Below are 24,639 nucleotides of genomic sequence, written 5' to 3' on the forward strand. Positions count from 1 at the left end.
GGTGAGGAGAGTGACGGAGCCAGGATCCCGAGCCCCGGGCCGGCTCCAGACTGGCCGAGGGCACGGCTCGCCCCTGCCAACCGCCGAGGTCTCGATGGCGATCGCGGGAGTTTTTGCTGGCTGGACGGCCGGGGATCGCTCAAGCCCCGCGTGACGGGCCTCGCCCTGGCCGCCTCATCCGATGACGACGGTCAATACTCGGCACGCACCGTCAGCATGAAATTGCGCGGCTCGCCGTAGTAGTTGGTCCAGCTGGCATCGTTCAGGCGCTGGTAGTAGACGCGGTCGAACAGGTTGTTGGCGTTGAGCGCCACCGTGACGTGCTTGTCGACGCGGTAGGCCACGCGCATGTCGGCCAGCGCGTAGCCGCCCTGGCGCAGCGTGATGGTCTTGGCCACGTTGTAGAAGCCCGATTGCACCTGCACGCCCCCGCCCACGCTCAGGCGCCGCTCCAGCGCCGGCAGGGCGTACTCGGTCCACAGGCGGAAGAGGTGCCTGGGCGTGAAGCTGGCATAGGGTTGGCCGCTGGCGCGCGTGTCCACCAGGTACTTGGTGGTGTTGAAGGTGTAGCCCGCCGCCACCGTCCAGTAGGGCGTGATGGCGCCGGCGGCCTCGGCCTCGAAGCCGCGGCTGCGGACCTCGCCCCCGGCGACCGAGGGGCAGCGTCGGCCCGCGCACACCACCGACGGGTCGGCCTGGGCGCGGTTCTTTTGCTGGATCTGGAACAGCGCCAGGGACACGTTGAGCGCGCCGTCCATCAGTTCGCCCTTGACGCCGGCCTCGGTGTTGGTGCCCGTGACCGGATCGAGCGGCTGGCCGTCGCGATCGAGCTGGTCGATTTGCGGCATGAATACCTGCGCGTAACTGCCATACAGCGACCACTGCCGGTCCAGGTCGACGATCAGGCCGCCATAGGGCGTGAATCTGGCGTTGGTGCGCTGGCTCGCTTTGGGCGCTTGCAGCCGGCTCCAGTCCATGCGCGCGCCCAGCACCAGCGTCAGCGGATCGGCCAGCGAGAAGCGGCCCATGCCGTACACGCCCTGCTCCCGGTCGCGATTGATGCTCGCGAACTTGTAGGGGCCGATGTCGTAGTCGGGCACATCGCGCGGATGCCAGTGGAACACGTCCATCGGCATGTTCAACTGAGGGCTGGTGACATCGGCATTCAGGTTCTCGTACGAAGTCCGCAGTGAATTGGCGCCGAACAGCAGCTCGTGGCGCCGCCCGAACAGTTCGACCGGACCGCTGACGTAGGCGTCGACGCTGGTCTGGCTGTTGTCGTACTTGATGCCTCCTCCCGACAGCTTGGCGCCCAGGCCCGTCGCGCGGTCGATCCCGCCGTTGACGGTGAGGTACTTCATCTCGGAATTGGAGCGGAGATGGTCGACACTGAGCCGCGCGCGCCAGCCCTGGCCGAAGCGGTGGTCCAGGTCCGCGAACACGCGCGTCGTGTTCCAGTCGGAACGGCTGCCGGCGGACTCCAGGTTGACCGAGCGCCGCAGCCCGATCGGCGCGCCGTCCTTGTAGCGCGGCAGTCCGCCCATGCTGGGCGGCGGATGCGAGCGCACGCGGCTGTGCAGCAGGCCCGCCGACAGCACGGTGTCCGGGCCCAGATCGACCTCGGCAGTGCCGTAGAACAGGCCGGTCTTCTCGTTCGCGCTTTCATAGAAGAAGCCGCGGTCGGCCATGACCCCGACGACGCGGCCGCGCACGCGGCCGCTGTCGTTCAGCGGCCCGCCCAGGTCGACTTCGGCGCGATAGTTGTCCCAACTGCCGGCGCTGAGTTCTCCGCCGAAGGCGAATTGCCGCTGCCCGCGCTTGCGCACCAGGTTGACGGTGGCCGAGGGATTGCCGGCGCCGTGCAACAGGCCGTTGGCGCCGCGCAGGATTTCGACGCGCTCGTAGATGGCCATGTCTTCCGGCGCGGCGGCGCGGTTGCCCATCATGGCCGGCACGCCGTCCTGCTCGAAGGATTCGATCTGGAAGCCGCGCGCGAAGTAGGCCGTGGTGAGGTGATGGTGCGGCTGCACCGTGATGCCGGTGGCGTGCCGCATGACGTCGTCCAGGGTGTGCAGGTTCTGCTGGCGGATCTGTTCCTGGCCGATCACGGAGATCGATTGGGGCGTCTCGCGCACGCTCAAGGGCAGCTTGCCCAGCGTGGGCTGTTGCGTGGCGCCGGCTTCGCGCTCGCCGCTGACGGTGACCGCGGGCAAGGTGGCGGCGCCCTTGGCCTCCTGGGTGCCTTCGGCCAGCGCCGGCCCCGTCGCCACCGCCAGCCAGAGCGGCCATTGACGCGCCAACCGCGCGCGCCGCGCCTTGTTCCCGAACCTAGAACGCATGGGTACTTCTCCTTCGTTAATACTGAGAATTATTCTCATACAATTTCGAGGAGAAACCGCAACGCGCAGGCGTTTGTAAGACTCTTGCCATGGAAAACACAGAAGCGCGGCCGGCGCGCCATAGCGCGGCTCGCCTTCAAGCGCCCGCCCCCGCTTCAGCCCGGGGGCACGGTCCGACGCTTTTTACTGAGCGGGGGCGGCGGTTATTACCGTTTTCGCCCCGCTCATGCCAACGCGGCGCGGCGCGCGGCGCGGCGCAGCGCCTGGGGCGGCTGGCCGTAGACCCGCAGGAAGGCGCGCCGCATCCGTTCGCTGTCCATAAAACCGACGCGCCGCGCCACGCTGTCGATGCTGTCGTCGCCGGCCTCGATGCAGGCCCGCGCCGCCTCGGCGCGGATGCGCTCGACCGCCTTGGCGGGGGTTTCGCCGGTATCGGCCTTGAAGCTGCGCAGGAACTGGCGCGGACTGACGCAGGCCACCTCGGCCAGATGCTCCACCGTCAGGGCCGCGCCCAGATTGGCGCGGATATGTTCGAGCACCGCGCGCATGCGCTCGCTGTCGGGCGCCAGGTCCTGCAAGGCCGAGAACTGCGACTGGCCGCCCGAGCGGCGGTGATACACCACCATTTCGCGCGCGGTGGCGGCCGCCAGTTCGGCGCCCAGGTCGGCCTCCACCATCGCCAGCGCCAGGTCGATGCCGGCGGTGATGCCGGCCGAGGTCCAGGTATCGCCATCGCGGACATGGATGCGGTCAGGCTCGACCCGCACGCCCGGATGCTCGCGCGCCAGCATTGCGGCATGGCGCCAATGGGTGGTGGCGCGGCGGCCGTCGAGCAGGCCCGCGCCCGCCAGCACCAGGGCGCCGGTGCAGACACTGGCCAGGCGCCGGCCCGCCTGGCGCTGCGCCAGCAGGCGGGCGCGCAGGGCGGGCGTGACGGCGGCGGCGCGCGCGCCCTCCCCGCCAGGCACCACCAGGGTATCGGCGGGCGTGCCGTGCCAGGACATCGTCTGTACGCCGATGCCACAGGAGCTGCGCACCTGGCCGCCGTGTTCGGAGACGACGTGCACCGCATACGCGGGGCCGGCGGCGGTCTGCGCGAAACGGCCGGCGGTCTGGAACACCGCGGCCGGGCCGGACATGTCCAGCAACTGAAAATCGGGCACCAGCAGGAAGGCGACGTGGTGGGTCATGGCGGATGGGAGTTCAGGGTTGGGGCTGGGGTGGGGTTGGGCTGGGCTGGGGTGGGGTGGGGCCGGCGTTGGGGCCGGCGTTGGGGCTAGCGTTCGGGGCTAGCGTTCGGGGTTGGCGTTCGAGATTGGCGTTCGGGGCTGGCGTTCAGGATTGGCGTTCGGGATTGGCGTTCGGGATTGGCGTTCGGGATTGGCGTTCGGGATTGGCGTTTTTTGAGGGAATTATGTCATTCACGCCAAAGTCTGCGTCGATACAGTGGGGTCTGTCAAACCCCGCTCTCTTTTTCTTCCCATGCCCTCCTCGCCCTCGCCCGCCACGGGCCGCCGCAACGCCCGCATCCTGGCCGTGTGCCAGGGCCTGTTCATCGCGGCCATCTCCATCGACCTGACCCTGACCGCGCTGACCGGCCACATGCTGGCGCCGGACAAGGCGCTGTCCACGCTGCCGTTCGCGCTGATCACCGTCGCCGGCGCCGTGGTCACCTGGTTCGCTTCGCTGCTGATGCAGCGCATCGGCCGCCGCAACGGTTTCGCGCTGGGCGCCCTGGCTGGCGCGGCGGGCGGCGGCATCTCGGTGTGGGCGGTGTTCCATGCCGATTTCTGGGCGTTCTGCGCGGGCACCGCGCTGGTCGGCGTGTTCCAGGCGTTCGCGCAGTACTACCGGCTGGCGGCGGCGGACGCGGTGGAGCCGGCCGCCAAGAGCCGCGCGATCTCGGTGGTGATGACCGGCGGCGTCATCGCCGCGATCGCCGGACCGGCGCTGGCGGCCTGGAGCCGCGACCTGTTCGCGCCGGTGACGTTTGCCGGCGCCTACCTGATGGTGGCGCTGCTGGCGCTGTTGTCCGCCGCCCTGTTGTTCGGCTTCTACCGGGATACCGAGGCGCCCGTGGCCGCGGGCGAAGTCCAGGGCGGACTGCCGGCGCGCCCGCTGCGCGCGGTGGCGCGCCAGCCGGTGTTCATCGCCGCGCTGGCCAACAACGTGGTGGGATCGGTGTCGATGATGTTCATCATGACGGCCGCGCCGCTGGCGGCGGTGGCGTGCAGCCACAGCATCGGCGACGGTGCCAACATCATGCAGTGGCATCTGGTCGGCATGTATGCGCCCGCCTTCTTCGCCGGCGCGCTGATCCAGCGCTTCGGCCTGCCCAGGGTGCTGGGCGCGGGCATGCTGCTGAACGTGGCCTGCGCGCTGATCGCGATGGCCTCGCCATCGCTGCCGGCGTTCTACGCGGCGCTGTTCTGCCTGGGCGTGGGATGGAATTTCATGTTCGTCGGCGGCACCACGCTGCTGGCGCAGTCGTACCGTCCCTCCGAGCGGGCCCGCGCCCAGGGCGCGGCCGAAATGCTGCGCTACGCGGCCACCGCGGTGGCGACGCTGGCGGCCGGTCCGGCGCTGGACGCGTTTGGCTGGGAGGCGCTGAATGCCGCCATGCTGCCGGTGGTGCTGGCCGCCGGCCTGATGACCTGGCACTGGGCGCGCGGATCGGCCAGGGCCGCCACGGCAGCCGGCCCGGCCTGACCAGGCCCTGCCTGCAGCGGGTTGGCCTGACCGAACCCGGCCTGACGCAGCCCTGCCGGGTCAAGCCCGGCGGGCGCGGCGCCTACTGCTGCTGCTGGCGACGCTGTTCCAGTTCACGCAGGCACTGGGCGACGCCGGCCTGCATCTGGGCGTTGGAGACGGCGGCGCGGTCCGAGACCTCGCGGCAGCGCACGTATTGCGCCTGGCTCTCGGGCGTGTCGCGGATCACGGCCGGCGCCGAGTTCGGGTCGGGCGTGACGGTCATGCGCAAGGTGGACGGCGGCGACAGGCTGCCGTCCTTGGAGCGCTGGCTGGGGTATTGGTATTCCTGCGTGACCGGCGCCGCGTTCTGCGCCTGGGCCGCGCCGCCCAGGCAGGCCAGGGCCAGCAGGACGGCGGTGAACGGGAGTTTCTTCATGACGACCTCTCTTTGTTGAACGCGCCCGGGCCAGGTGCTCCGCCCGGTAACGCGCCGGTCTATCGTAGCCCCGCGCACGGCCGCGGGGCGTGCCAAGACGCTACGCCGCCGGCAAGATTTGTTTCTTGCGGTTTCCCCGCGCGGCTCAACGCGCCGCCGGCGGCTGGCGCAAGGGCGCCAGCAGGGACGACAGGCCGTTGTGGTCGAGTTCGTGCATCAGCGCCAGCAGGCGCCCCAGTTCGCCCGGCGGAAAGCCCTTGCGCGCGAACCAGGCCAGGTATGGGCCGGGCAGGTCGGCGATCAGGCGCCCCTGGTACTTGCCGAAAGGCATGGTGCGCGTCACCAGCAACTGCAGCAGTTCCGGATCCATCGGCCGCTACCTCGCTTCGCCAAAGCCAATGTCGGCCGCCGGCACGGCGGCGATCTTCACGCCGAAGCTGGAGATCGACGACAGCGTGGCGTTGTGGTGCGCGCGGATCCGCGCGCCCGCCGCGTGCGGCTTGTCGTGGGTGGTGTGGGCGTCGGCCGCCAGCGTCACCGGATAGCCCAGCGCCGCGGCGCGGCGCACGGTGGTATCGACGCAGAACTCGCTGGCATAGCCGCACACCACCAGATGCGTGGCGCCCGCCCGCGACAAGGCATCGTCCAGGCCGGTGCGCAGGAAGGAATCGGGCGTGGTCTTGCGCACCCGCACATCGCCATCGGCGGGACGCAAACGCGTGTCGAGCTGCCAGCCGGGCTCGCCATGCGCCAGCTTGCCGCCGGGTGCTTCATGCTGCACGTAGATCACCGGCGCGCCGGCGGCGCGGGCGCGCCCGGCCAGGTCATTGATGCGCGCCAGCACGGCGCCGGCATCGGCCGGCTCGGGCGCGGTTTCGAACAGCGCGCGTTGCACATCGATCACAATCAAAGCGGAAGTCATGGTTCTCGCGAAAGGAAATGGCGGCCCGGCCCCACCGGGCGCGCGGCGTGGGAAAGCAAGCCTAGCCGCATTCGGCGCCTACCAGCGGAGGCGGCCAGATGCGCGCGTACATCCAGAAATGGCGCGGCTCGCCGCGCACCTGCCGGTAATGATGCAGCAGCCCTTCGCGGTGGAAGCGACAACGCTCCAGCACGCCGGCCGACGCCGTATTGGTATCCAGCACGGTGGCCTGCACCCGCGCCAGGCCCAGCGTCTGCAAGGCCCACGTGGACACGGCTTCGCAGGCCTGCGTGGCGATGCCGCGGCGCCAGTGCGAAGGCGCCAGGTCATAGGCGATTTCGGCGCGGCGCGCGCCCGGCGCGATCTCGTTCAAACCGATGGTGCCGATCAGGCGGTCGTCGGTCTCGACGATGGCCAGGCGCAGGCAATGGCTGGCGGCGGGGTCGGCATAGCCCTGGATCAGCGCCGCCAGCGCGTCCGGGCCGTCCAGTTGCCAGCTGGTGTGGCGGGTTACGTTGTCGTCGCGCAGGTAGGCATGCCAATCGGCCGCGTCGGTGTCGCGCAGCGGGCGCAGGCGCAGACCGGCGATACCCAGTTCGGGCGCGCGCCGCGGCCAGTCGGAAAGAGGCAGGAACATGAAGAGGGCTACGTGGCAAAGGATGGGCCGGTGCGCTCGCGCCGGCCAGGAACAGCTTAACAGGCCCGCGCCTGTCAGAAATCCAGCCGCCCCTTCAATTCGCTGAACGGCACCATGATGTGCTCGCGGTAGGCGGGACGCTCGCGCAGGCGGTCGTACCAGGCCCGCACGTGCGCCAGGGGCTCGCGGGCGATGTCCAGCTCGTAGTAGCGGTAGAGCGCGGTGGCGGCGGGGATGTCGGCCAGCGTCAGGGCCTGCCCGCCCAGATAGGGTTGCGTGGCCAGCACCACGTCGAGCTGGCGCAGGCAGGCATGAGTGGCGGCCAGGCTGCGCGCGATGGCGGGCAGGTCGCGCTGCGCCTCGGGGGTGCGGTAGTAGCCCCAGAACACGCCCGACAGGAAGGCGGGCTGCAACGCCGTCTGCGCCCAGTCCATCCAGCCGTCGGCGCGCGCGCGGCGCGCCGGATCGGCCGGCCAGAAGGCCTCGGCGCCATGGCGCGCGGCCAGGTAACGCAGGATCGCGTGCGACTCCCACACCACCGTGTCGCCCTCGCGCAGCAGCGGCACCCGGCCATGCGGGTTCATGCGCAGGAATTCCGGCGTATCGAGCAGGCCGAATTGGCCGCCGGCCGGAATGTGTTCGTAGGCCAGGCCCAGTTCGCCGGCCAGCCAAAGCACTTTCTGCACGTTGAACGAACTGCGCCGGCCCCAGATCGTCGGCTTGGTCATGGCCAGCCCTCCCGTCTCAGCCGGCCACGACGATGCGCGGCTCGCACAGCACCGGGAAGTTCACCGAATTGGCGATGTAGCAGAAATGGTGGGCGCGGGCGTGCAGCGCTTCGGCCAATCCGGCATCGCCGCCCGCGGCGAGGGTGACCTCGGGCCGCAGCGTGACCGAGGCGAAAGCGCCGCCGCGCTCGGGGTCTTCGCGCATGACGCCGTGGGCGTCGTCGCGGTAGGCCGTGACGATGATGTTCTCGACGGCGCACAGGTGCAGGTACCAGAGCTTGTGGCAGGCCGATAGCGAGGCCACCAGCAGGTCCTCGGGATTCCAGCGCGCCGGGTCGCCGCGGAACGCGGGGTCGGCCGAGCCGGTGATATCGGGCTTGCCCGGCGACTGGATCACGTGGTCGCGGGCATATGCGGTGTAGCTGGCGGTGCCCTTGCCGGTATTGCCGGTCCAGGTCACGCCGACGTCGTAATGGTGTTCGCCTTTCATTGCGGCTTCCTCGCGGCGCGCCACGCCGGCGCGCAAAGATCGCTAGCGTAGCGCATGCGCCACGCGCCGGAAACGGGACGGCGGCGCGCGCTATCCCGGAATGGTGTCCGGATACGCTGGAACGCCCGGCCCATGATCGAGCCACGGCACGTCGTGCGCGGTGTGGATGTGCGCGAGCGGCCGCGCGCCGGGATCCTCATCCAGCGTCGCCACGCGCAGGATGACCTGCGGTTGCGCCACCCAGTGCGCCATCAGGTGCGCGCCGCAGCGGGTGCAGAAGTGGCGGATCTTGCCGGGCGACGATTCGTAGGCGCCCAGCGCGTCCACGCCACGGGTCCAGCGGAAATCCGCGCGCGCCACCCGGGCGGTCGAGGCGAACGCGGCCGCGTGCGCCTTGCGGCAGGTGGCGCAGTGGCAATGGACGATGGGCCCGGCCAGGCGGTCCGCCTGGTAGGCCACGGCGCCGCACAGGCAGCTTCCTTGCATGATGAGGCTCCTTCGCGCCCGCGGCACGATGCCGCGGGCCTGGCCGATGAGCGTAGCGCGGGCCTGATTGGCGCGCCGCGCCGATACGGCCAGGATGGCGGGCGGCGGCGGACATGCGCGGCCACGGCGCAAGGCCTGGCCGATCGCCGCAGCCGCGTCAGGCGCCCTGCCCTTGCCGCGCGCCCATCAGCGAGCGCGACAGGCGGCTGGCCGCGGCGAGGATCGGCTCCTTCAACTCATGCAGCACGCTTTCGCCCAGGCGCGAAATCGGCCCCGAGATGCACACCGCCCCCTGCAGCGTCCAATTGATGCCATAGACCGGCGCGGAGATGCTGGAGACCTCGGGATCGCGTTCCCCCAGCGACACCATGTAACCGGCGCGGCGCACCGACTCATAGGGTTCGCCCGGCTCGCCGGAAAAGGCGAGCAGCACGCGGCCGGGGCTGCCCAGCTCCAGCGGCAGGGCCGCGCCCACGCGCACGTGGTGCCGGATCGACCTGGGGCCTTCGACGCGCGCCATGCAGATGCGCTGCTTGCCTTCGCGCACGTAGAACGTCGCGCTTTCGCCGGTCGCCGCCGACAACTCGCGCAGGATCGGCTGGACCACCTCGACGATGTTGAAGGTGGCCTGGTAACACGCGCCCAGCCAGCCGGCGGCGCGTGCCAGGCGCCAGGTGCCGTCGGGCCGCTGCGCCAGGTAGTCGTCCATGGCCAGGGTGCGCGCCAGCCGCAGCACGGTGGAGCGATGGCAGCCGGTGCGCCGGCTCAATTCCGCCAGCGACAGATGCGGATCCTCCACGCCAAAGGCTTCGAGGATGCGCATCGCGCGGCGCACGGCCACCACGCCCTCTTCGCCCGGCGTGTCGGGGGATTCCGGGGTCAGGTCATCGTTCGTCATATGAAACATGTTCCGCTGTATGAACTTGTATTGTATTAGGCGGAACATCCTCCGACAATTCCTTCCATCAAAAACAAACATCGGAGACAAAACATGAAGCCGTTCGCACGCTTGCTGTCGGGCCTGGCCCTGATGTGCATGACCAGCCTGGGCGCCGCCCAGGGCTACCCCGACAAACCCATCCGGCTGATCGTGCCATTCCCGCCCGGGGGCGGCACCGACGTGCTGGCCCGCGAAGCGGCGATCAAGGTGGCCGGCAACACTGGCTGGAACATCGTCACGGAAAACCGCCCCGGCTCGGGCGGCAACATCGGCGTGGACGCCGTCGCCAAGTCGGCGCCGGACGGGTATTCCCTGGTGCTGGGCCAGACCAGCAACCTGGCGATCAACCCGACGCTGTACGCCAAGCTGCCCTACGACCCCGAGAAGGACCTCACCGCCATCGGCCTGGTGGCCGACGCGCCGCTGGTGATCGTGGTGCCGGCCAACTCGCCGCTCAAGACCTTCGAGGACATGATCGCGGCGGCCAAGGCCAAGCCGGGGGCCTTGAACTTCGCCAGTTCCGGCAACGGCACGGTGGCCCACCTGGCGGCGGTGCAGCTGCAGAACGCGGCGGGCATCCAGCTCACGCACATCCCCTACAAGGGCGCGGCGCAGGCGTCCAACGACCTGATCGGCGGACAGATCGACATGTACCTGTCTTCCGTGCCGACGCTCATCGGCCACGTGCGCAACGGCAAGATGCGCGCGCTGGCCGTGACCTCGGCGCAGCGCGTGCCCGACATGCCCGACGTGCCCACCATCGCCGAGCGCGGTTTCCCCGGCTTCGAGGCCGTGACCTGGTTCGGCCTGGCCGCGCCGGCCGGCACGCCCAAGGACATCGTGCAGCGCCTGAATGCCGAGTTCAACAAGGCGCTCCAGACGCCGGAGCTGCGCGTCAAGTACCAGGAACAGGGCGCGCGCGTGCTTACCGACACCCCGGAAGCGTTCGCCAAGCTGATCCACGACGACCGCATCCGCTGGGGCAAGATCGTCAAGGACTCGGGCGCGAAGGTGGAGTGATCCGGCCGTGGCTGCCCTTTACGCCTACTCCAGCGGCGACGCCAGGCCGGCCACCGCCGCCCCGCCCGGGGCGTGCGACTGCCACATCCACGCGTATGACGCCCGCTACCCGGCGGTGAAGGGCGCAAGGCTGCTGCCGCCGGACGCGTCCATGGCGCAGTACCGCGCGATCCAGGCCCGTCTTGGCACCCAGCGCGCGGTGCTGGTCACGCCATCGACCTATGGCGCCGACAACCGCGCCATGCTCGATGCGTTGGCCCAACTGGGCGGGCAGGCGCGCGGCGTGGCCGTGATCGACGGCAGCGAAAGCGATGCGCAACTGCAAGCCTTGCACGACGCCGGCGTGCGCGGCATCCGGCTCAATCTCTCGCTGGGGGTGACGAGCCGTGCCGACCAGATCCTGCCGCTGGCGGCGCGGGTCGCCCCGCTGGGCTGGCATGTGCAGTTGCTGATGCCGCCCGAGCGGCTGGCGCAACTGGACAGCCTGCTGTCGGCCCTGCCGGCGCCGATCGTGTTCGATCACATGGCCCGCATCAGCCCGGCGCAGGCCGGCGCGCATCCGGCCCATGCCCTGGTGCTGCGCCTGCTCGGCCAGGGCCGCGCCTGGCTCAAGCTGTCGGGCGGCTACCTCGTCAGCCCGCGCCACAGCGTCGAGGATCCCGCGCTGGACGCGCTGGCCCGCGGCTATCTCGACGCCAATCCCGAACGCATCGTCTGGGGCAGCGACTGGCCCCACGCCTCGGCGTCGGCTGGCATGCAGCCCATGCCCGACGACGCGCGCCAGCTCGACCGGCTGGCCGACTGGGCCGGCAGCGCCCGGCTGCGCCAGGTCCTGGTGCACAACCCGGCGGCCCTGTACGGCTTTGCGGCATGAATACCAGAACAACACGGAGACAACCCATGCAGACCTCTTATTCGCTCTCGCGCCGGCGCTTCCTCGCGCTTGGCGCGGCCGTGGCGGCGGGCGCGGCCTTCAGCGCGCGCGCCGCGCAGGATTGGCCCGCCGGCAAGACCATCACCTGGGTGGTGCCCTATCCGGCCGGCGGCAGCACCGACGTGCTGGGCCGCGCCATCGCGCAGCAACTGGATGCGCTGCTGGCCGCGCACGTGATCGTCGACAACCGTCCCGGCGCCACCGGCACCATTGGCGCGGCCCGCGTGGCCCGCGCCGAGCCGGACGGCCTGACATTGCTGGGCACCTCGATCGGGCCCCAGGCGATCGCGCCGCACGTCCTCGGCAAGCTGACCTATGACCCGGTGGAGGACTTCGCCCCCGTCATCATGATCGGCACCATTCCCCATCTCCTGGTGGTGGGCAAGGACCAGCCCTTCCACACGGTCGCCGACCTGATCACGGCCGCGAAAAAGGCGCCGCAAAGCCTGGCGTATGCCTCGGGCGGCACGGGCACGATCCTGCACATGCAGGGCGAACTGCTGCAGCAAAAGAGCGGCGCGCGGTTCCTGCATGTGCCCTACAAGGGCGACACGCCCGCGCTGCAGGACACGCTGGCCGGGCAAGTGCAATTCGCCTTCATTCCCGCCGCCGCCGCGCTGCCGCATGTGCGGACGGGCGCGCTGCGCGCGCTCGCCGCTACGTCGGCGCAGCGCCTGCCGGCCTTGCCGCAGGTGCCAACCATGGCCGAGGCCGGCTTCAGCGATTTCGTGGTGGAGCAATGGCAGGCCGTGTTCGCCCCCGCCGCCACGCCCGCGCCCCTCATCGCCCGGCTCAACGCCGGGATCGGACGCGCCTTGCAGAGCCCGGCGCTGACGGCGCTGGCCGAGCAGCTCGGCATCACGCTGGCCGGCGGCACGCCGCAGGCCCTGGACACCACCCGCAGGGCGGACTTCGACAAATGGGGCAAGGTCATCCGCGATGCCGGCATCAAGCCGGCCTGACCCGCCCTCCCGACTTTCTCTTTCTTCACAGGAACACTCATGGCAAACCAGGACATCATCAAGGACTTCCCGCGCGTCGGCGCCGACATCGTGCGCCGCGCGGCGGCACTGCAACCGGCCATCCTGGCCGACGTGGCCGGCCGCCGCGGCGCGCTCAGCGGCCGCATCCGCCCGCTGCACCCCGGCATGAAGCTGGCCGGCACGGCGCTGACGGTGGAAGTGCGCCCCGGTGACAACCTCATGATCCATGCCGCGATTTCGCTGGCCAAGCCGGGCGACGTGCTGGTGATCGACGGCAAGGGCGACCTCAGCTCGGCGCTGATGGGCACCATCATGATGCACGCCTGCCGCAAGCTGGGCATCGCCGGCGTGGTGATGGATGGCGCGGCGCGCGACAGCGTCGAGATCATCGAAATGGACTATCCGGTGTTCGCCGCCGGCACCAACCCGAACGGCCCCACCAAGAACGTGCCCGGCCGCATCGGCCATCCCGTGTCGGTCGGCGGCGTGACCGTGTACCCCGGCGACTTCGTCATCGGCGACGCCGACGGCGTGGTGGTGGTCGAACGCGAGAAAATCGAAGGCCTGCTGCCGGCTGCCGAAAAGAAGGTGCGCGACGAGGCCGCGCGCATCGCCGCGATCCAGGCCGGCGACACCGAGGCCAAGTGGCTGGCGGCCGCGCTACGCGCCGCCGGCGTGCTCAAGGAAGGGGAATCGCTGTGAACAAGACCGCCACAGGCAAGGCCGCCATCGTCGTGACCGCGGCCGACCTGGCCCCGGAAGCTATCGCGCTGCTGCAGGATTTCAATCTGGTGTTTGCCGGCAAGACGCCCGCCGAAGAGGAAATCGTGTCCTTGTGCCGCGAGCACAACCCGGTCGCCATCATCGTGCGCTACAGCAAGGTGGGCGCCGCCGCCATGGACGCCGCGCCCGCGTTGCGCGTGATTTCCAAGCACGGCAGCGGCACCGACACCATCGACAAGGCCGCCGCCGCCCAGCGCGGCATCCAGGTCGTGGCCGCCGTGGGCGTGAACGCCGCCGCCGTGGCGGAACATGCCCTGGCGCTGCTGCTGGCCTGCGCCAAATCGGTCGTGGGCCTGGATGCGCGCATGCGCGCCGGACACTGGGACAAGTCGACGCACAAGAGCCTGGAACTGGACGGCAAGACCATCGGCCTGGTGGGCCTGGGCGCCATCGGCCGGCGCATGGCCGCCATGGCGCACGGCATGAACATGCGCGTGATCGGCTTCGATCCCTACGCGCGCGATCTGCCCGAGTACATCGCCAGCGTGCCGCTGGACGCGATCTGGCGCGAGGCCGACGTGGTGTCGCTGCATTGCCCCCTGACCGACGAGAACCGCGGCATGGTCAACGCGGCGACGCTGGCGCAATGCAAGCCCGGCGTGGTCCTGGTCAACACCGCGCGCGGCGGCCTGGTCGATGAAGACGCGTTGCTGCAGGCGGTGCGCTCGGGCCAGGTGCGCGCCGCCGGCCTGGACAGCTTCGCCGTCGAGCCCATGACGGCCGGCCACCCCTTCCAGCAGGAGCCGCGCATTCTCCTCAGCCCGCACGTCGGCGGGGTGACCAGCGCCGCCTACGTCAACATGGGCGTGGCCGCCGCGCGCAATGCCCTGGACGTGCTGGCCCGCGCGGCCGCGCCCGCCTGAGGAGCCGCGCCATGCCGCAACGATGGAAGCACGCGCCGCCGGACAGCAACTGGGGCGAATTCGGCCCCGACGACCAGCGCGGCCGCATGAACCTGGTGGACCGCGCCAAGGTGCTGCAGGGCATCGCGGAAGTCCGCGAGGGCCTGACGTTCTGCCTGTCGCTGCCGCTGGACGTGCCGGGCGGCATGGCGCTGAACCCGCGGCGCCTGCCGCCGCAACGCTACGCCACGCTGCGCGATGGCAAGAGCGCGGGCGCCCAGGGCTTTTGCTGGTCCTATGCGTCGGAAGATCCGCTGCTCACCGATGTGGTGTGCGACGACGTGCTGCTGATGAATACGCAGTATTCCACGCAGTGGGACAGCCTGGCGCACATGGGCAGCCGGTTCGATGCCGATGGCGACGGGCAGGCCGAGGCGGTGTTCTACAACGGCTTTCGGGCCGGCGCCGAAATCCTGGCGGCCGCGGAGGATCCGCAGGCCGTGGCCGACTGGGCCCGCTTTCCCGGCCCCCGCGCCGGGGCGCTCGGCATCGAGCAACTGGCCGAACATGGGGTGCAGGGCCGCGCCGTGCTGATCGACCTGGAGGCCCATGTCGGCCGCACGCGCACCGCCGTGGGCTACGACGCGCTGATGCGCATCCTGGAGGCCGACGGCGTGGCCATCGAGCCGGGCGACATGGTGTGCCTGCACACCGGCTTCGGCGACACGCTGATGTCGATGAACCGCCAGCCCGATGTCGCGCACCTGCACGCCACCGGCAGCGGCCTGGACGGCGACGATGCGCGCCTGCTGCGCTGGATCGTCGACGCGCGCCTGGCCTGCCTGATCGCCGACAACCCCGCCGTCGAGCTGGTGCGGCCGGTGGCCCTGGGGGGCGCGGCCACGCCGCTGCGCCGCCCGCGCCTGCCGCTGCATGAGCACTGCCTGTTCAAGAACGGCATCCACCTGGGTGAACTGTGGTGGCTGACGCCGCTGGCGCGCTGGCTGCGCGCCAACGGACGCCACCGCTTCCTGCTGACCGCGCCCCCGCTGCGCCTGCCGGGCGCGGCCGGCTCACCGGCCACGCCCATCGCCACGGTCTGAAACGCTGAAAAAAACCAACCAGGCGCAGCCGCCGGCACAGGCGGCGCGCCTTCCTCAAGGAGACAATCTCGTGAAACTGTTCCGCCTTTTGCCCCTGGCGCTTGCGTTCTGCGCCAGCGTGGCCGCCGCCGACTACCCCGACCGCGCGCTCAAGCTGGTGGTGCCCTATTCCGCCGGCGGCGCCGCCGATGCCCAGGCCCGCCTGGTGGCCCAGAAGCTGGGCGCGCGCCTGGGCCAGACCGTGGTGGTCGAGAACAAGCCCGGCGCCAGCGGCACCATCGGCGCGGCCAGCGTGGCGCACGCCGCCGCCGACGGCTACACGCTGCTCTACGACGCCACGGCGTTCGCCATCAATCCTTCGCTCTACAAGAAACTCAGCTACGACAGCCGGCGGGATTTCCTGCCGATCTCGCTGATCAGCCTGACGCCCAACCTCCTGGTGGTGCCGGCGCAGTCGCCCTACCAGCGCATCGAGGACCTCACGGCCGCCGCGCGCAAGGGCCACCTGACGTTCGGCACGCCCGGCCAGGGCACGGCGCAACACATCGCCGCCGCCTGGTACGCGCAGGGCAACAAGCTGGAACTCACCCACGTCCCCTACAAGGGCGGCGCGCCGGCGCTGACCGACCTGATGGGCGGCCAGATCGATATGATGTTCAGCAACATGGCGGCGTCCTACCCGCTGGTCAAGAGCGGCAAGCTGCGCGCGCTGGCGGTCACATCGCCCGAGCGCATCGCGGCGCTGCCCGACCTGCCCACCGTCGCGGAGAGCGGCGTGCCGCAGTATTCGGTGTACGAGTGGAACGGCGTGCTGGCGCCGGCCGGCGTGCCGCCCGAGGTGGCCGCGCGCATCGAGCAGGCGCTGCGCGCCACGCTGCAGGACCCGGCGCTGCGCCACAGCCTGCAGGAACTCGGCGCGCAGCCGGTGGGCTCGACCGCCACCGAATTCCGCGCCTTCATCGACGACCAGATGGAACGTTCGGCCCGCATCCTGGCCGATGCCGGCATCCACAAGGAGTGACGCGGCCTGCGAGGACTCAAGGCCGAATGACATTCCCGCATAAAAACAGAGGACGACAAATGAATCACCGTAATCGCACCCGCTACTCCCCCCGGCGCACCGCGCTGCTCGTCGCGGCCGCCGCGACACTCCTGGCGGGCGGCGTTGCCCATGCCGCCGACGCCTGGCCCAGCCGCCCCGTGCGGATCGTGGTGCCCTACGGCCCGGGCGGCGCGGTCGACGTGGCCACGCGCAAGGTCGCGCAGATGCTGTCGACGCAGACCGGCCAGAGTTTCGTGGTGGAGAACAAGCCCGGCGCGACCGGCACCATCGGCGTCAGCCAGGTGGCCCGCGCGCCGGCCGATGGCTACACGCTGGTGGCCAACGACACCACCTATTCGCTGCTACCGCACATCTTCAAGCAACTGCCCTTCGATCCGGCGGCGGACCTGCAGCCGGTCACGGCCTTCATCTTCGCGCCCATGGCGCTGGCGGTGGCGGCCGACAGCCCGTATCGCACGCTCGACGACCTGCTGGCGCGGGCGCGCGCCAAGCCCGACTCGGTGACGTACGGCTCGGGCGGCGCCGGCACCACGCCGCACTTTGCCGCCGAAGGGCTGGCGCGGGCGACGGGCGTGAAATTCATGCACGTGCCGTTCAAGGGCGCCGCCGAAGCCACGCAGGCGGTGCTGGGCAAGGTGATCGACTTCCAGTTCGCCTCGACCACCGGCCTGATGGGGCCGGCGCAGGGCGGACAGTTGCGCCTGCTGGCCGTGAGCGGCGCCAAGCGGCTGGCGGTGCTTCCCGACGTGCCGACATTCGCGCAGGCTGGCGTGAAGGATTTCGGCGTGGTCAACTGGACCGGCCTGTGGGCGCCCAAGGGCACGCCGCCGGAAGTCACCGAGCGCCTGCAACGCGAGGTCGCCAAGGCCATGGCGTCGGATGAGATGCAGACCTTCGCCACCAAGATGGGCGCCGAGCCGCGCGCCGCCGACGCGGCGGAGTTCGGCCGGATCCTGGCCGACAGCAACGTGATGTGGGGCAACGTGGCCCGCAGCATCGGCTACGACGCCAAATAGACACCGAGGAGACGCCATGTTTTTCCTGCAACCGCCCGAGGTGGCGCCCTTCGAAGCATGGAGCGCCATGCCCGACCCTTTCCGCCGCCTCCAGCGCAGCGACTGGGCCGACGCCAACCGCGCCGGGGCGCCGGTCGATTCGTTCCTGGAAGGCCCGGTGTTCGACCGACACGGCAATCTGTACGTCACCGACATCCCCTGGGGCCGGGTGTTCCGCATCGGGCCCGACCGTCAGTGGACCCTGGTGACCGAATACGACGGCGAACCGAACGGCATGAAGTTCCTGGACGACGACCGACTGCTGATCACGGACTACAAGAATGGCCTGATGGTCCTGGACGTGGGCAGCGGCCAGGTCACGCCCTACCTGGCCCGGCGCAACAGCGAACGCTTCAAGGGCGTGAACGACCTGACCTTCGATGCGCAGGGCAATATCTACTTCACCGACCAGGGCCAGAGCGGCCTGCACGATCCCAGCGGCCGACTGTACCGCTTGCGTCCCGGCGGCCAGCTCGACTGCCTGCTCGACAACATCCCCAGCCCCAATGGCGTGGCGCTGTCGCCGGACGGCAAGGTGCTGTACCTGGCGGTGACGCGCGGCAACTGCGTCTGGCGCGTGCCGCTGATGGCGGACGGCAGCGTCAGCAAGGTGAGCCAGTTCTTCACCTCGTACGGCCCCAGCGGCCCGGACGGCCTGGCGGTGGATCGCGAAGGCAACCTGCTGGTCTGCAATCCGGGGCTGGGCTACGTGTGGCTGCTCAACCCTCGCGCCGAACCGCTGATCGTCTGGCGCAGCCCCAAGGGCATGTCGACCACCAACCTGGCCTTTGGCGGCGAGGATGGCCGCACGCTGTTCTGCACCGAGTCGGTGACGGGCACCATCCTGACCGCGCGCGCGCCCCATCCGGGCCTGCTGGCCGTGGCCCCGCGCTGACGCGCTCCGGGTCCCGGGCCCGGCGGGATTGCGCGCCTGCGCGGCGGGCCCGCCGCGCTTGCCTTTACATCCCGTTTCAGCAAGGATGGGCGTGCGTCCGTATCGTGGGCGCACCGCAACACAGGAGCTCGCCATGATGAAAACCACCTTGACCTGCACCCTGACAGTCGCCCTGCTTGCCGGCTGCGCCCCTTCCCGACACACGGCCGCCGTGCCCGTGGACAACCACACGGCGCGCGACTCGCTGGACTGGCCCGGCAGCTACGAGGGCACCCTGCCCTGCGCCGACTGCCCCGGCATCCGCACCCGCCTGACGCTGATGAAGGACGGCCGCTACGAGCGCACCACGCAATACCTGGATCGCCAGCCGCAGCCTGAAGCGGTGGCCGGCACCTTCAGTTGGGAATCCGACGGCAGCACCATCCGGCTGGACGCCTCCGGCGACAGCCAGCGCTACTTCGTCGCCGAGAACCAGGTGATCATGCTGTACCGCGACGGCACCCGCCCCACCGGTCCGCTGGCGCCGCACTACGTGCTGCGCCGCGCGCAATAGCGCGGCGTCATCGGCCGCGCGCCGGCGGCGGGCCCCGCGCCCTGCCGTCGGCGCCGCCAGCGGCACGCAAGCGCCCCGCTTGCGGCTATTCTTTGGGCTGCACATGCCGCGCCGCCGCGACACCGGCGGCGTCCCCCCGAGGAAGGAAGATCCATGAAGACCGATCACGAACTGCTCGACGCGTTTGCCCCGACGGGCACGCTGCGCGCCTCCATCAACCTGGGCAACCCGATCCTGGCCAACAGCCATCCCGACACCGGCGCGCCCGGCGGCGTGTCGGTCGACCTGGCCACGGAACTGGCACGCCGGCTCGACGTGAAGCTGGAACTGGTGGTGTTCAAGTCCGCCGGCGAATCGGTCAACGCGGTCGCCGCCGAGCAGGCCGACGTGGGCTTTTTCGCCATCGACCCGCTGCGCGGCGAGCAGATCGCCTTCACCGCGCCCTATGTGGTGATCGAGGGCGCTTACCTGGTGCGCGACGATTCGCCCATCACCCGCATGGAAGAGGTGGACCGCGCCGGCCAGCGCGTGGTGGTCGGCAAGGGCAGCGCCTATGACCTGTACCTGACGCGCGAAATCAAGCACGCCGAGCTGTTCCGCGCGCCCACCTCGCCCGCGGTGGTGGACACCTTCGTGCGTGAAAACATGGAAGTGGCCGCCGGCGTCAAACAGCAGTTGCAGGCCGACGCCCAGCGCCTGGGCGGCCTGCGCCTGCTGGACGGCCACTTCATGCTGATCCGCCAGGCCATGGGCGTGCCCAAGCGCCGTGGCGCCAAGGCCAGCGCCTACCTGGCCGCCTTCGTCGAAGCCATGAAGAAAAGCGGTTTCGTGGCCGAGGCGCTGGCGCGCCACAAGATCCAGGGCGCCGCCGTGGCGCCGCTGGAAGCCGCCCCGCGGTAAGAAAAAGCGAGGCGGCAGCCTCGCTTGATTGCACGCCGCGCGCGCCTTGCACGCGGCGGGATCACGCGCCACGCCACCGCTTGGCAAGCCGTCGATGACACCCCGGCATGCGGGCCGTCATCGACGGGAATCGCCACCGGCGTCAGTGGCTGATCATCCAGGGCCGCGCACCGGCGAAGGACTTGGCGCCATCGGCCGTGGCGCGGGTCCTGCCGGACTTGCGTCCGCCCGCGCAGCAACCGCAATTCATGCCGTGTCCGGCACGCGAGCTGCGCGGCTCGTTGGCGCTGCGCTCGTTGGCGGCATGGGCACGGTTGACGGCCGACGACAGCGCCGAGATCGCGGGCGCGCCGCCAACGATGCGGTTCGACGCCGCGCCGCAGCGCGGACAGTCGGCTGGATCGCGCCATTGCGCCAGCGGCCGCAGCGCCGCGAACTCGCCGCAGTCGGCACAAGCGTAGTCATACATGGGCATGTCGGTCTCCTTGGCGCGGGCGCCTCAGCGGTCGCGCGACAAGGGCATGTCGACGCCGCCCTTGATGTGCTTGACCGGCCCCGATGCCGAGGGCTGGATGTCGAAATCGAAGATCTCGGTCGGCAGCCACAGCGTGGCGCAGGAGTTGGGAATGTCCACCACCCCGCTGATGTGCCCCTGCACCGGCGCCGTGCCCAGAATCGAGTACGCCTGCGCGCCCGAATAGCCGAACTTCTTCAGGTATTCGATGGCGTTCAGGCAGGCCTGGCGGTAGGCCACGTTCACGTCCAGGTAGTGCTGCTTGCCGCCCTCGTCCACCGAGATGCCCTCGAAGATCAGGAAGTCCTTGTAGGCCGGCGTGATCGGGCTGGGCTTGAAGATCGGGTTGCGGATGGCGTACTTATCCATGCCGCCCTTGATCAACGTGACGCGCATGTGCACCCAGCCGGCCATCTCGATGGCGCCGCAGAAGGTGATCTCGCCGTCGCCCTGCGAGAAATGCAGATCGCCCACCGACAGGCCGCCGCCCTTGACGTAGACCGGGAAGAACACCCGCGCCCCGCGCGACAGGTCCTTGATGTCGCAGTTGCCGCCATGCTCGCGCGGCGGCACGGTGCGCGCGCCCTCGGCCGCCGCGCGCTCGCGCTCGGCCCCTTGCAGCGCGCCCATGTGCGCCGTCTTGGGCGCGGGCGGATTGGCCAGCGGCGGCACGCGGTTCGGGTTGGTGTCGATCAGCGCCTGCTCGCGTTGGTTCCAGGTGTCCAGCAGCTTCTTGTCGGGCAGGCAGCCGATCAGGCCGGGATGGATCAGGCCGGCGAAGCTGACGCCCGGGATGTGGCGCGACGAGGTGAACATGCCGTGGAAATCCCAGATGGATTTCTGCGCATGGGGGAAATGGTCGGTGAGAAAACCGCCGCCGTTGTTCTTGCTGAAAAAGCCATTGAAGCCCCACAGGCTATCGGGCTTGGCGCCGATGTCCAGCAGGTCCACCACCAGCAGGTCGCCGGGCTCGGCGCCTTCGACGCCGACGGGGCCGGACAGGAAGTGCACGGTGGACAGGTCGACGTCGCGCACGTCGTCGGCGCTGTCGTCGTTCTTGATGGCGCCGCCGGTCCAGTCGTAGGTTTCCAGGATGAAATCATCGCCGGGCTTGACCCAGACGGCCATCGGGATATCCGGATGCCAGCGGTTGTGGATCTGCTTGTTCTCGTACGGGGACTGGGTCAGGTCGACCTGGATGAGGGTGTTCGTCATTCTCTTTCATCTCCAACGCAACGTGTTGATAAAACAGAACTTCAGCCGTGACCTGTACCGCTCAGGGTGGAAACCGGCGGTGCAGGCCATCAAGCTGTCTTGCACGGTAGGCCAGTTTCGGCCGGCCGTAAAGACAACGCTCAAGAAAATGGAACTCCCGCGGGAATCGTGGTTACTCAGATGGATTCAACCCAAGGAGCGAGACATGACGCAAACGAGAATGGACCTTCATCGTTGGCTGGAGGAAATTGGAGGGGAGTTCGGCTGGTCGCCGGTGCTGACGGAAGCAGGTGACTGCGCGTTTCAGGTCGACGAAGGCGTCGACCTCCTGGTGGAATCCCACCCCTTGATAGACAAACACCTGGCCCTGACCGCCACGCTGGGCGCCGCCGACCAGGACATGCCCAGCCGGATGCTGCTCGCCTGCCTGGGGTTGAACGCCACCTTCCAGGTGGATGGCAAGTTCTCCATCGGGTACCGGCCCACCGCCAAGTGCCTGACGCTGCACTCCCGGTTCGCGCCCGAAGCCGCCGACTGGAATGCCGAAGCCTTCGTGCTCGCCTTGACGCACTTCAGCCTGGTTGCAGCGCAAATCGCCCACGGCCTGAAAACCGGAGAGATGTACGCCTTCGGCGGCGCCGCATCCGACGCGCAAGTCGACGCGCCGGTAGCGTCCGCTGCCCCTAATTACGCCTGAAATTCAGTCCCATACAGTCGAAGGAGGTTTCCATGACCATTACCCCGGCGATGAACCTGGTCAAAGACGTGGCCAGCACGACAGTCGGTACCGCAAAGACGGCATCGGCCCCCGAAGGCAGCCTGCAGAAGTATTCCGGTGCGATTTCGACGCTTCTGGCTGGTGTCGGCTCGCTGCTGAACGGCCTGGAGGTCCATCAACAAAAGGTGGGCCCCTTCAAACCCGTCATTCGCGACAGCCTGGCGGGCGTTTCGAGCTTGAAGAATACCCTCGGCGCATTTCCGGCCATCGCCACGATCTTCATCGGCGCCAAGAAGGACGACAAACCCATGGTGACGTTGGGTGCGCTCAATCTCATCTGCGCGAGTGGCTTCTACAATGTGGCGGCGAACTTCGCGACGGACTACTCCAAGGGAATGCTCAACAAGAACATGGCCCATATGGTCAAGAATCTGCCTCCGGTCATGAAGTTCGGGGTGGGCCTGGTCTCGCTGGCCTATTCCACCTACGCGATGATCCCGAACATGCAGCCTCTGACGGCGAAGGCAACAGACAAGTCGAGCAATCACGTGTAACGCACAACGCAATCGCGCATCGGGCGGCGCCAAAGGATCGCCGCCCCCTATCCACCACTCTTGAGGTTGCGCGCAACCTCCGCTTACATTTTGTCCAACCAGAGGACCATCTGGCGCCAATGCGGCTCAATGCGGCGTCTAGACTACCGCGCAGGTGTGGGTCGAAATCGTGTAGACGGCGGCGCGGCATGCGCTCTGGCGACCTTATGCGCGCTGCTGTTCCTGGCGATGACGCTGTGGCTGCTGCACGGCTCGCGCGCCTTCGCCCGCGACCTGCGCTCGGAGATGATCGTGTTCTCCTTCCTGGTGGGCGGCATCTGCACGCTCAACGCGGCGAAGTTCGCGCTGATCCTGGATGGCAGCATGCCGGCCTAGGACATACAGAGCCAATTCCAGACGGAGTTCCACATCTGAGTGTCATTCCTGGGCACGGCGCTGCCGCCGACCTTGGTCTGCCTGATCCTGCGCCGCCTCACGGATGAACTGCGCACGATGGCCACGCGCGATCCGCTCACCAGCCTGATGAACCGACGCAGCCTGATGGACGATCTGGAGGCGCACTTCCGCCAGCGCGACATCGGCTATCCGCATCTACGATCGTGGACATCGATCGCTTCAAGCAGATCAACGATACCTAGGGCCACCAGACCGGCTACCTGATCCTCAGTCTGGTGGCGCGGGTGCTGCAGGACACGGTGCGCCAGGGGTGATCTGGTGTGCCGTCTTGGCGGGGAAGAGTTCGTGGTTGTGGCGCTAGACAGCGATCGCAAGGGCACCATGCAATTGGCGCAACGGCTGCGCGAGGCGATCACCCATGCCGGTGCCCGGCGACCGCGCGCGGGGGCCGATCCGCTGCACCGCGACCATCGGGGTGTCGCACGGCTTTGCCGGAACGTAGGCGCTGAACGACATCATGCAGCAGGCGGATGCCGCGCTGTATCGCGGCAAGATGTCCGGACGCAATGGCGTGGAATGAGCGGATGAGGCGGCCATGCCGGTCGCGCAAGCACAACCAGCCTGAGGCACCGCCCGCCCGGCCCGCCCGGGGCGGCGACGGCGCGCGCTCCTTTCATGGAGTACCGACCTTTCGGAAGAAGCAATAGACGTGCCGGTACGCATCATCGACCAGATGGCGCGCGCTTGCCACGCCTTCGATACCGGGAACGAACTCCCGAAACCCGCCCTGCACCTCCACCGGGAAGGGGGTGCGCTCGGGCAGATCGTTGTAACCCAGCACCAGCAGGCCCTCGGCCTTGAGCACGGCGTGGCACTGCGTCAACAGGCGACGGAGGTCCGACGGCGTGTCGATACCGAAGCCGAGCAACCCATTTGCAATCACCACGTCGAAGCAGTTCGCGCCATAGTGCGCGGCCATCTCGAGCGCGTCGCCTCGCCAATGCCGCCCCGACCGGCCATAAACCTCGCTGCGTGGCGAGATATCCAACGAATGGAAGTTGGCGCGCAGCAGCCTGGGGTAGTGCCAATTATGCTTGTCCAGGCCGATGAACAGCAGCTCCGATGCCTTGGATTGCACCGCCGCCTGGTGATTCAGGTAGCCAAACACCTGTTTTTCGAGAAAGGCCCGGCTTGGGATGTCAATCCTGAAATCGATCCCGCAGCGCTCGGCCAAGGACGGCGACAGCCTGAAAAGCATCCGTTTGCCAACGTATTTCAACTTGCGCATGACTTTCCCTTTGGTTCGAGGGAAAGCAATATGCTGCGTAGACACGCGCTTGCCTATTGGACCAGTCTGATATGTTGCGCATCGGATTCCGTCGGATGCGGCAGTTATGATGCGCCATTGCATTTCGCGGCCACGCCGCGCCGGAAAACCGTTG

At 69.1% G+C, this 24,639-nt stretch carries 30 protein-coding genes; 17 read left to right on the forward strand and 13 right to left on the reverse strand.

The annotated features are described in order from the left end of the window. Positions 1-191 precede the first annotated feature (191 nt). On the reverse strand, positions 192-2,339 hold the full coding sequence (locus tag ABFG95_RS03875) for a TonB-dependent siderophore receptor (RefSeq protein ID WP_175146345.1): 2,148 nt from the start codon (positions 2,337-2,339) through the stop codon (positions 192-194). A 224-nt stretch (positions 2,340-2,563) separates the two neighbouring features. Then, complete coding sequence (locus tag ABFG95_RS03880; RefSeq protein ID WP_348995470.1) at positions 2,564-3,529, reverse strand: GlxA family transcriptional regulator; 966 nt, start codon at positions 3,527-3,529, stop codon at positions 2,564-2,566. A gap of 292 nt (positions 3,530-3,821) precedes the next feature. Between ABFG95_RS03880 and ABFG95_RS03885 the strand changes: the two genes are divergently transcribed. Then, positions 3,822-5,048: an MFS transporter gene (locus ABFG95_RS03885; RefSeq protein WP_059271543.1), complete on the forward strand. Its 1,227-nt coding sequence runs from the start codon at positions 3,822-3,824 to the stop codon at positions 5,046-5,048. Positions 5,049-5,130: 82 nt separating this feature from the next. On the opposite strand, the gene ABFG95_RS03890 is transcribed toward ABFG95_RS03885, so the two are convergent. From ABFG95_RS03890 to ABFG95_RS03925, 8 genes are all read right to left on the reverse strand, one after another. Next, the gene (locus ABFG95_RS03890; RefSeq protein ID WP_059271545.1) at positions 5,131-5,466 is read right to left on the reverse strand and encodes a hypothetical protein; all 336 of its coding nucleotides are present in this window, start codon (positions 5,464-5,466) and stop codon (positions 5,131-5,133) included. 145 nt (positions 5,467-5,611) lie between these two features. After that, on the reverse strand, positions 5,612-5,836 hold the full coding sequence (locus ABFG95_RS03895) for a DUF3820 family protein (protein WP_006385039.1): 225 nt from the start codon (positions 5,834-5,836) through the stop codon (positions 5,612-5,614). A 6-nt stretch (positions 5,837-5,842) separates the two neighbouring features. Beyond that, a complete protein-coding gene (locus tag ABFG95_RS03900; RefSeq protein ID WP_175146342.1) occupies positions 5,843-6,388 on the reverse strand; it encodes a cysteine hydrolase family protein in 546 nt (181 codons plus the stop codon). A gap of 61 nt (positions 6,389-6,449) precedes the next feature. Further along, positions 6,450-7,025: a GNAT family N-acetyltransferase gene (locus tag ABFG95_RS03905; protein WP_278990529.1), complete on the reverse strand. Its 576-nt coding sequence runs from the start codon at positions 7,023-7,025 to the stop codon at positions 6,450-6,452. A gap of 74 nt (positions 7,026-7,099) precedes the next feature. After that, complete coding sequence (locus ABFG95_RS03910) at positions 7,100-7,753, reverse strand: glutathione S-transferase N-terminal domain-containing protein (RefSeq protein WP_348995471.1); 654 nt, start codon at positions 7,751-7,753, stop codon at positions 7,100-7,102. Positions 7,754-7,769: 16 nt separating this feature from the next. Then, a complete protein-coding gene (locus ABFG95_RS03915; protein ID WP_175146340.1) occupies positions 7,770-8,243 on the reverse strand; it encodes an OsmC family protein in 474 nt (157 codons plus the stop codon). Between the two features lie 90 nt (positions 8,244-8,333). Continuing rightward, a complete protein-coding gene (locus ABFG95_RS03920; protein ID WP_348995472.1) occupies positions 8,334-8,729 on the reverse strand; it encodes a GFA family protein in 396 nt (131 codons plus the stop codon). A 157-nt stretch (positions 8,730-8,886) separates the two neighbouring features. Further along, entirely contained in the window at positions 8,887-9,636 is a 750-nt protein-coding gene (locus ABFG95_RS03925) for an IclR family transcriptional regulator (RefSeq protein WP_175146339.1), read from the reverse strand. 84 nt (positions 9,637-9,720) lie between these two features. Here ABFG95_RS03925 and ABFG95_RS03930 point away from each other — a divergent pair, with 84 nt between their 5' ends. The 11 genes from ABFG95_RS03930 (at position 9,721) to ABFG95_RS03980 (ending at position 19,800) form a co-directional block, all read left to right on the forward strand. Further along, on the forward strand, positions 9,721-10,689 hold the full coding sequence (locus ABFG95_RS03930; RefSeq protein WP_020928509.1) for a tripartite tricarboxylate transporter substrate binding protein: 969 nt from the start codon (positions 9,721-9,723) through the stop codon (positions 10,687-10,689). A 7-nt stretch (positions 10,690-10,696) separates the two neighbouring features. After that, complete coding sequence (locus ABFG95_RS03935; RefSeq protein WP_313656698.1) at positions 10,697-11,563, forward strand: amidohydrolase family protein; 867 nt, start codon at positions 10,697-10,699, stop codon at positions 11,561-11,563. A 26-nt stretch (positions 11,564-11,589) separates the two neighbouring features. Then, positions 11,590-12,585 carry a tripartite tricarboxylate transporter substrate binding protein gene (locus ABFG95_RS03940; RefSeq protein WP_049073039.1) on the forward strand — a complete coding sequence of 332 codons (996 nt, stop codon included), beginning with the start codon at positions 11,590-11,592 and terminating at the stop codon, positions 12,583-12,585. Between the two features lie 39 nt (positions 12,586-12,624). Beyond that, positions 12,625-13,308: an RraA family protein gene (locus ABFG95_RS03945; protein WP_175146336.1), complete on the forward strand. Its 684-nt coding sequence runs from the start codon at positions 12,625-12,627 to the stop codon at positions 13,306-13,308. After that, complete coding sequence (locus ABFG95_RS03950) at positions 13,305-14,252, forward strand: NAD(P)-dependent oxidoreductase (RefSeq protein ID WP_059271563.1); 948 nt, start codon at positions 13,305-13,307, stop codon at positions 14,250-14,252. The genes ABFG95_RS03945 and ABFG95_RS03950 overlap by 4 nt, the downstream gene beginning before the upstream one ends. Positions 14,253-14,263: 11 nt before the next feature. Further along, positions 14,264-15,334, forward strand: a complete 1,071-nt coding sequence (locus tag ABFG95_RS03955; RefSeq protein WP_020928514.1) for a cyclase family protein — start codon at positions 14,264-14,266, stop codon at positions 15,332-15,334. A gap of 70 nt (positions 15,335-15,404) precedes the next feature. Beyond that, on the forward strand, positions 15,405-16,355 hold the full coding sequence (locus ABFG95_RS03960) for a tripartite tricarboxylate transporter substrate binding protein (protein ID WP_175166709.1): 951 nt from the start codon (positions 15,405-15,407) through the stop codon (positions 16,353-16,355). Between the two features lie 59 nt (positions 16,356-16,414). After that, complete coding sequence (locus tag ABFG95_RS03965) at positions 16,415-17,413, forward strand: tripartite tricarboxylate transporter substrate binding protein (protein ID WP_348995473.1); 999 nt, start codon at positions 16,415-16,417, stop codon at positions 17,411-17,413. 16 nt (positions 17,414-17,429) lie between these two features. Beyond that, positions 17,430-18,347 carry an SMP-30/gluconolactonase/LRE family protein gene (locus ABFG95_RS03970; protein WP_068981133.1) on the forward strand — a complete coding sequence of 306 codons (918 nt, stop codon included), beginning with the start codon at positions 17,430-17,432 and terminating at the stop codon, positions 18,345-18,347. A gap of 133 nt (positions 18,348-18,480) precedes the next feature. Continuing rightward, positions 18,481-18,900, forward strand: a complete 420-nt coding sequence (locus tag ABFG95_RS03975) for a copper resistance protein NlpE (RefSeq protein WP_054415938.1) — start codon at positions 18,481-18,483, stop codon at positions 18,898-18,900. Between the two features lie 153 nt (positions 18,901-19,053). Continuing rightward, the gene (locus tag ABFG95_RS03980) at positions 19,054-19,800 is read left to right on the forward strand and encodes an ABC transporter substrate-binding protein (RefSeq protein ID WP_278990535.1); all 747 of its coding nucleotides are present in this window, start codon (positions 19,054-19,056) and stop codon (positions 19,798-19,800) included. 142 nt (positions 19,801-19,942) lie between these two features. Here the strand turns inward: ABFG95_RS03980 and ABFG95_RS03985 are convergent, their stop codons facing one another. Together ABFG95_RS03985 and fmdA are read right to left on the reverse strand one after the other, a co-directional pair. After that, positions 19,943-20,275, reverse strand: a complete 333-nt coding sequence (locus tag ABFG95_RS03985; RefSeq protein WP_100507985.1) for a zinc ribbon domain-containing protein — start codon at positions 20,273-20,275, stop codon at positions 19,943-19,945. Positions 20,276-20,299: 24 nt separating this feature from the next. Beyond that, positions 20,300-21,529 carry a formamidase gene (fmdA, locus tag ABFG95_RS03990; RefSeq protein WP_348995474.1) on the reverse strand — a complete coding sequence of 410 codons (1,230 nt, stop codon included), beginning with the start codon at positions 21,527-21,529 and terminating at the stop codon, positions 20,300-20,302. Here fmdA and ABFG95_RS03995 point away from each other — a divergent pair. From ABFG95_RS03995 to ABFG95_RS04015, 5 genes are all read left to right on the forward strand, one after another. After that, positions 21,519-22,226, forward strand: a complete 708-nt coding sequence (locus ABFG95_RS03995) for a type III secretion system chaperone (protein ID WP_278989709.1) — start codon at positions 21,519-21,521, stop codon at positions 22,224-22,226. The two genes, fmdA and ABFG95_RS03995, sit on opposite strands and share 11 nt — an antisense overlap. Positions 22,227-22,258: 32 nt before the next feature. Next, a complete protein-coding gene (locus tag ABFG95_RS04000; RefSeq protein WP_157810431.1) occupies positions 22,259-22,801 on the forward strand; it encodes a hypothetical protein in 543 nt (180 codons plus the stop codon). A 228-nt stretch (positions 22,802-23,029) separates the two neighbouring features. Next, positions 23,030-23,176, forward strand: coding sequence for a hypothetical protein (locus ABFG95_RS04005; protein WP_278989706.1), 147 nt, complete (start codon positions 23,030-23,032; stop codon positions 23,174-23,176). Between the two features lie 39 nt (positions 23,177-23,215). Then, a complete protein-coding gene (locus ABFG95_RS04010; RefSeq protein WP_254601210.1) occupies positions 23,216-23,461 on the forward strand; it encodes a GGDEF domain-containing protein in 246 nt (81 codons plus the stop codon). Positions 23,462-23,548: 87 nt separating this feature from the next. Continuing rightward, a complete protein-coding gene (locus tag ABFG95_RS04015) occupies positions 23,549-23,785 on the forward strand; it encodes a hypothetical protein (protein ID WP_278989720.1) in 237 nt (78 codons plus the stop codon). Positions 23,786-23,870: 85 nt separating this feature from the next. On the opposite strand, the gene ABFG95_RS04020 is transcribed toward ABFG95_RS04015, so the two are convergent. Continuing rightward, complete coding sequence (locus ABFG95_RS04020) at positions 23,871-24,485, reverse strand: class I SAM-dependent methyltransferase (RefSeq protein ID WP_175146330.1); 615 nt, start codon at positions 24,483-24,485, stop codon at positions 23,871-23,873. Positions 24,486-24,639 lie beyond the last annotated feature (154 nt).

The sequence above is a fragment of the Achromobacter sp. HNDS-1 genome, assembly GCF_040084795.1.
GTDB lineage: Bacteria > Pseudomonadota > Gammaproteobacteria > Burkholderiales > Burkholderiaceae_B > Achromobacter > Achromobacter ruhlandii.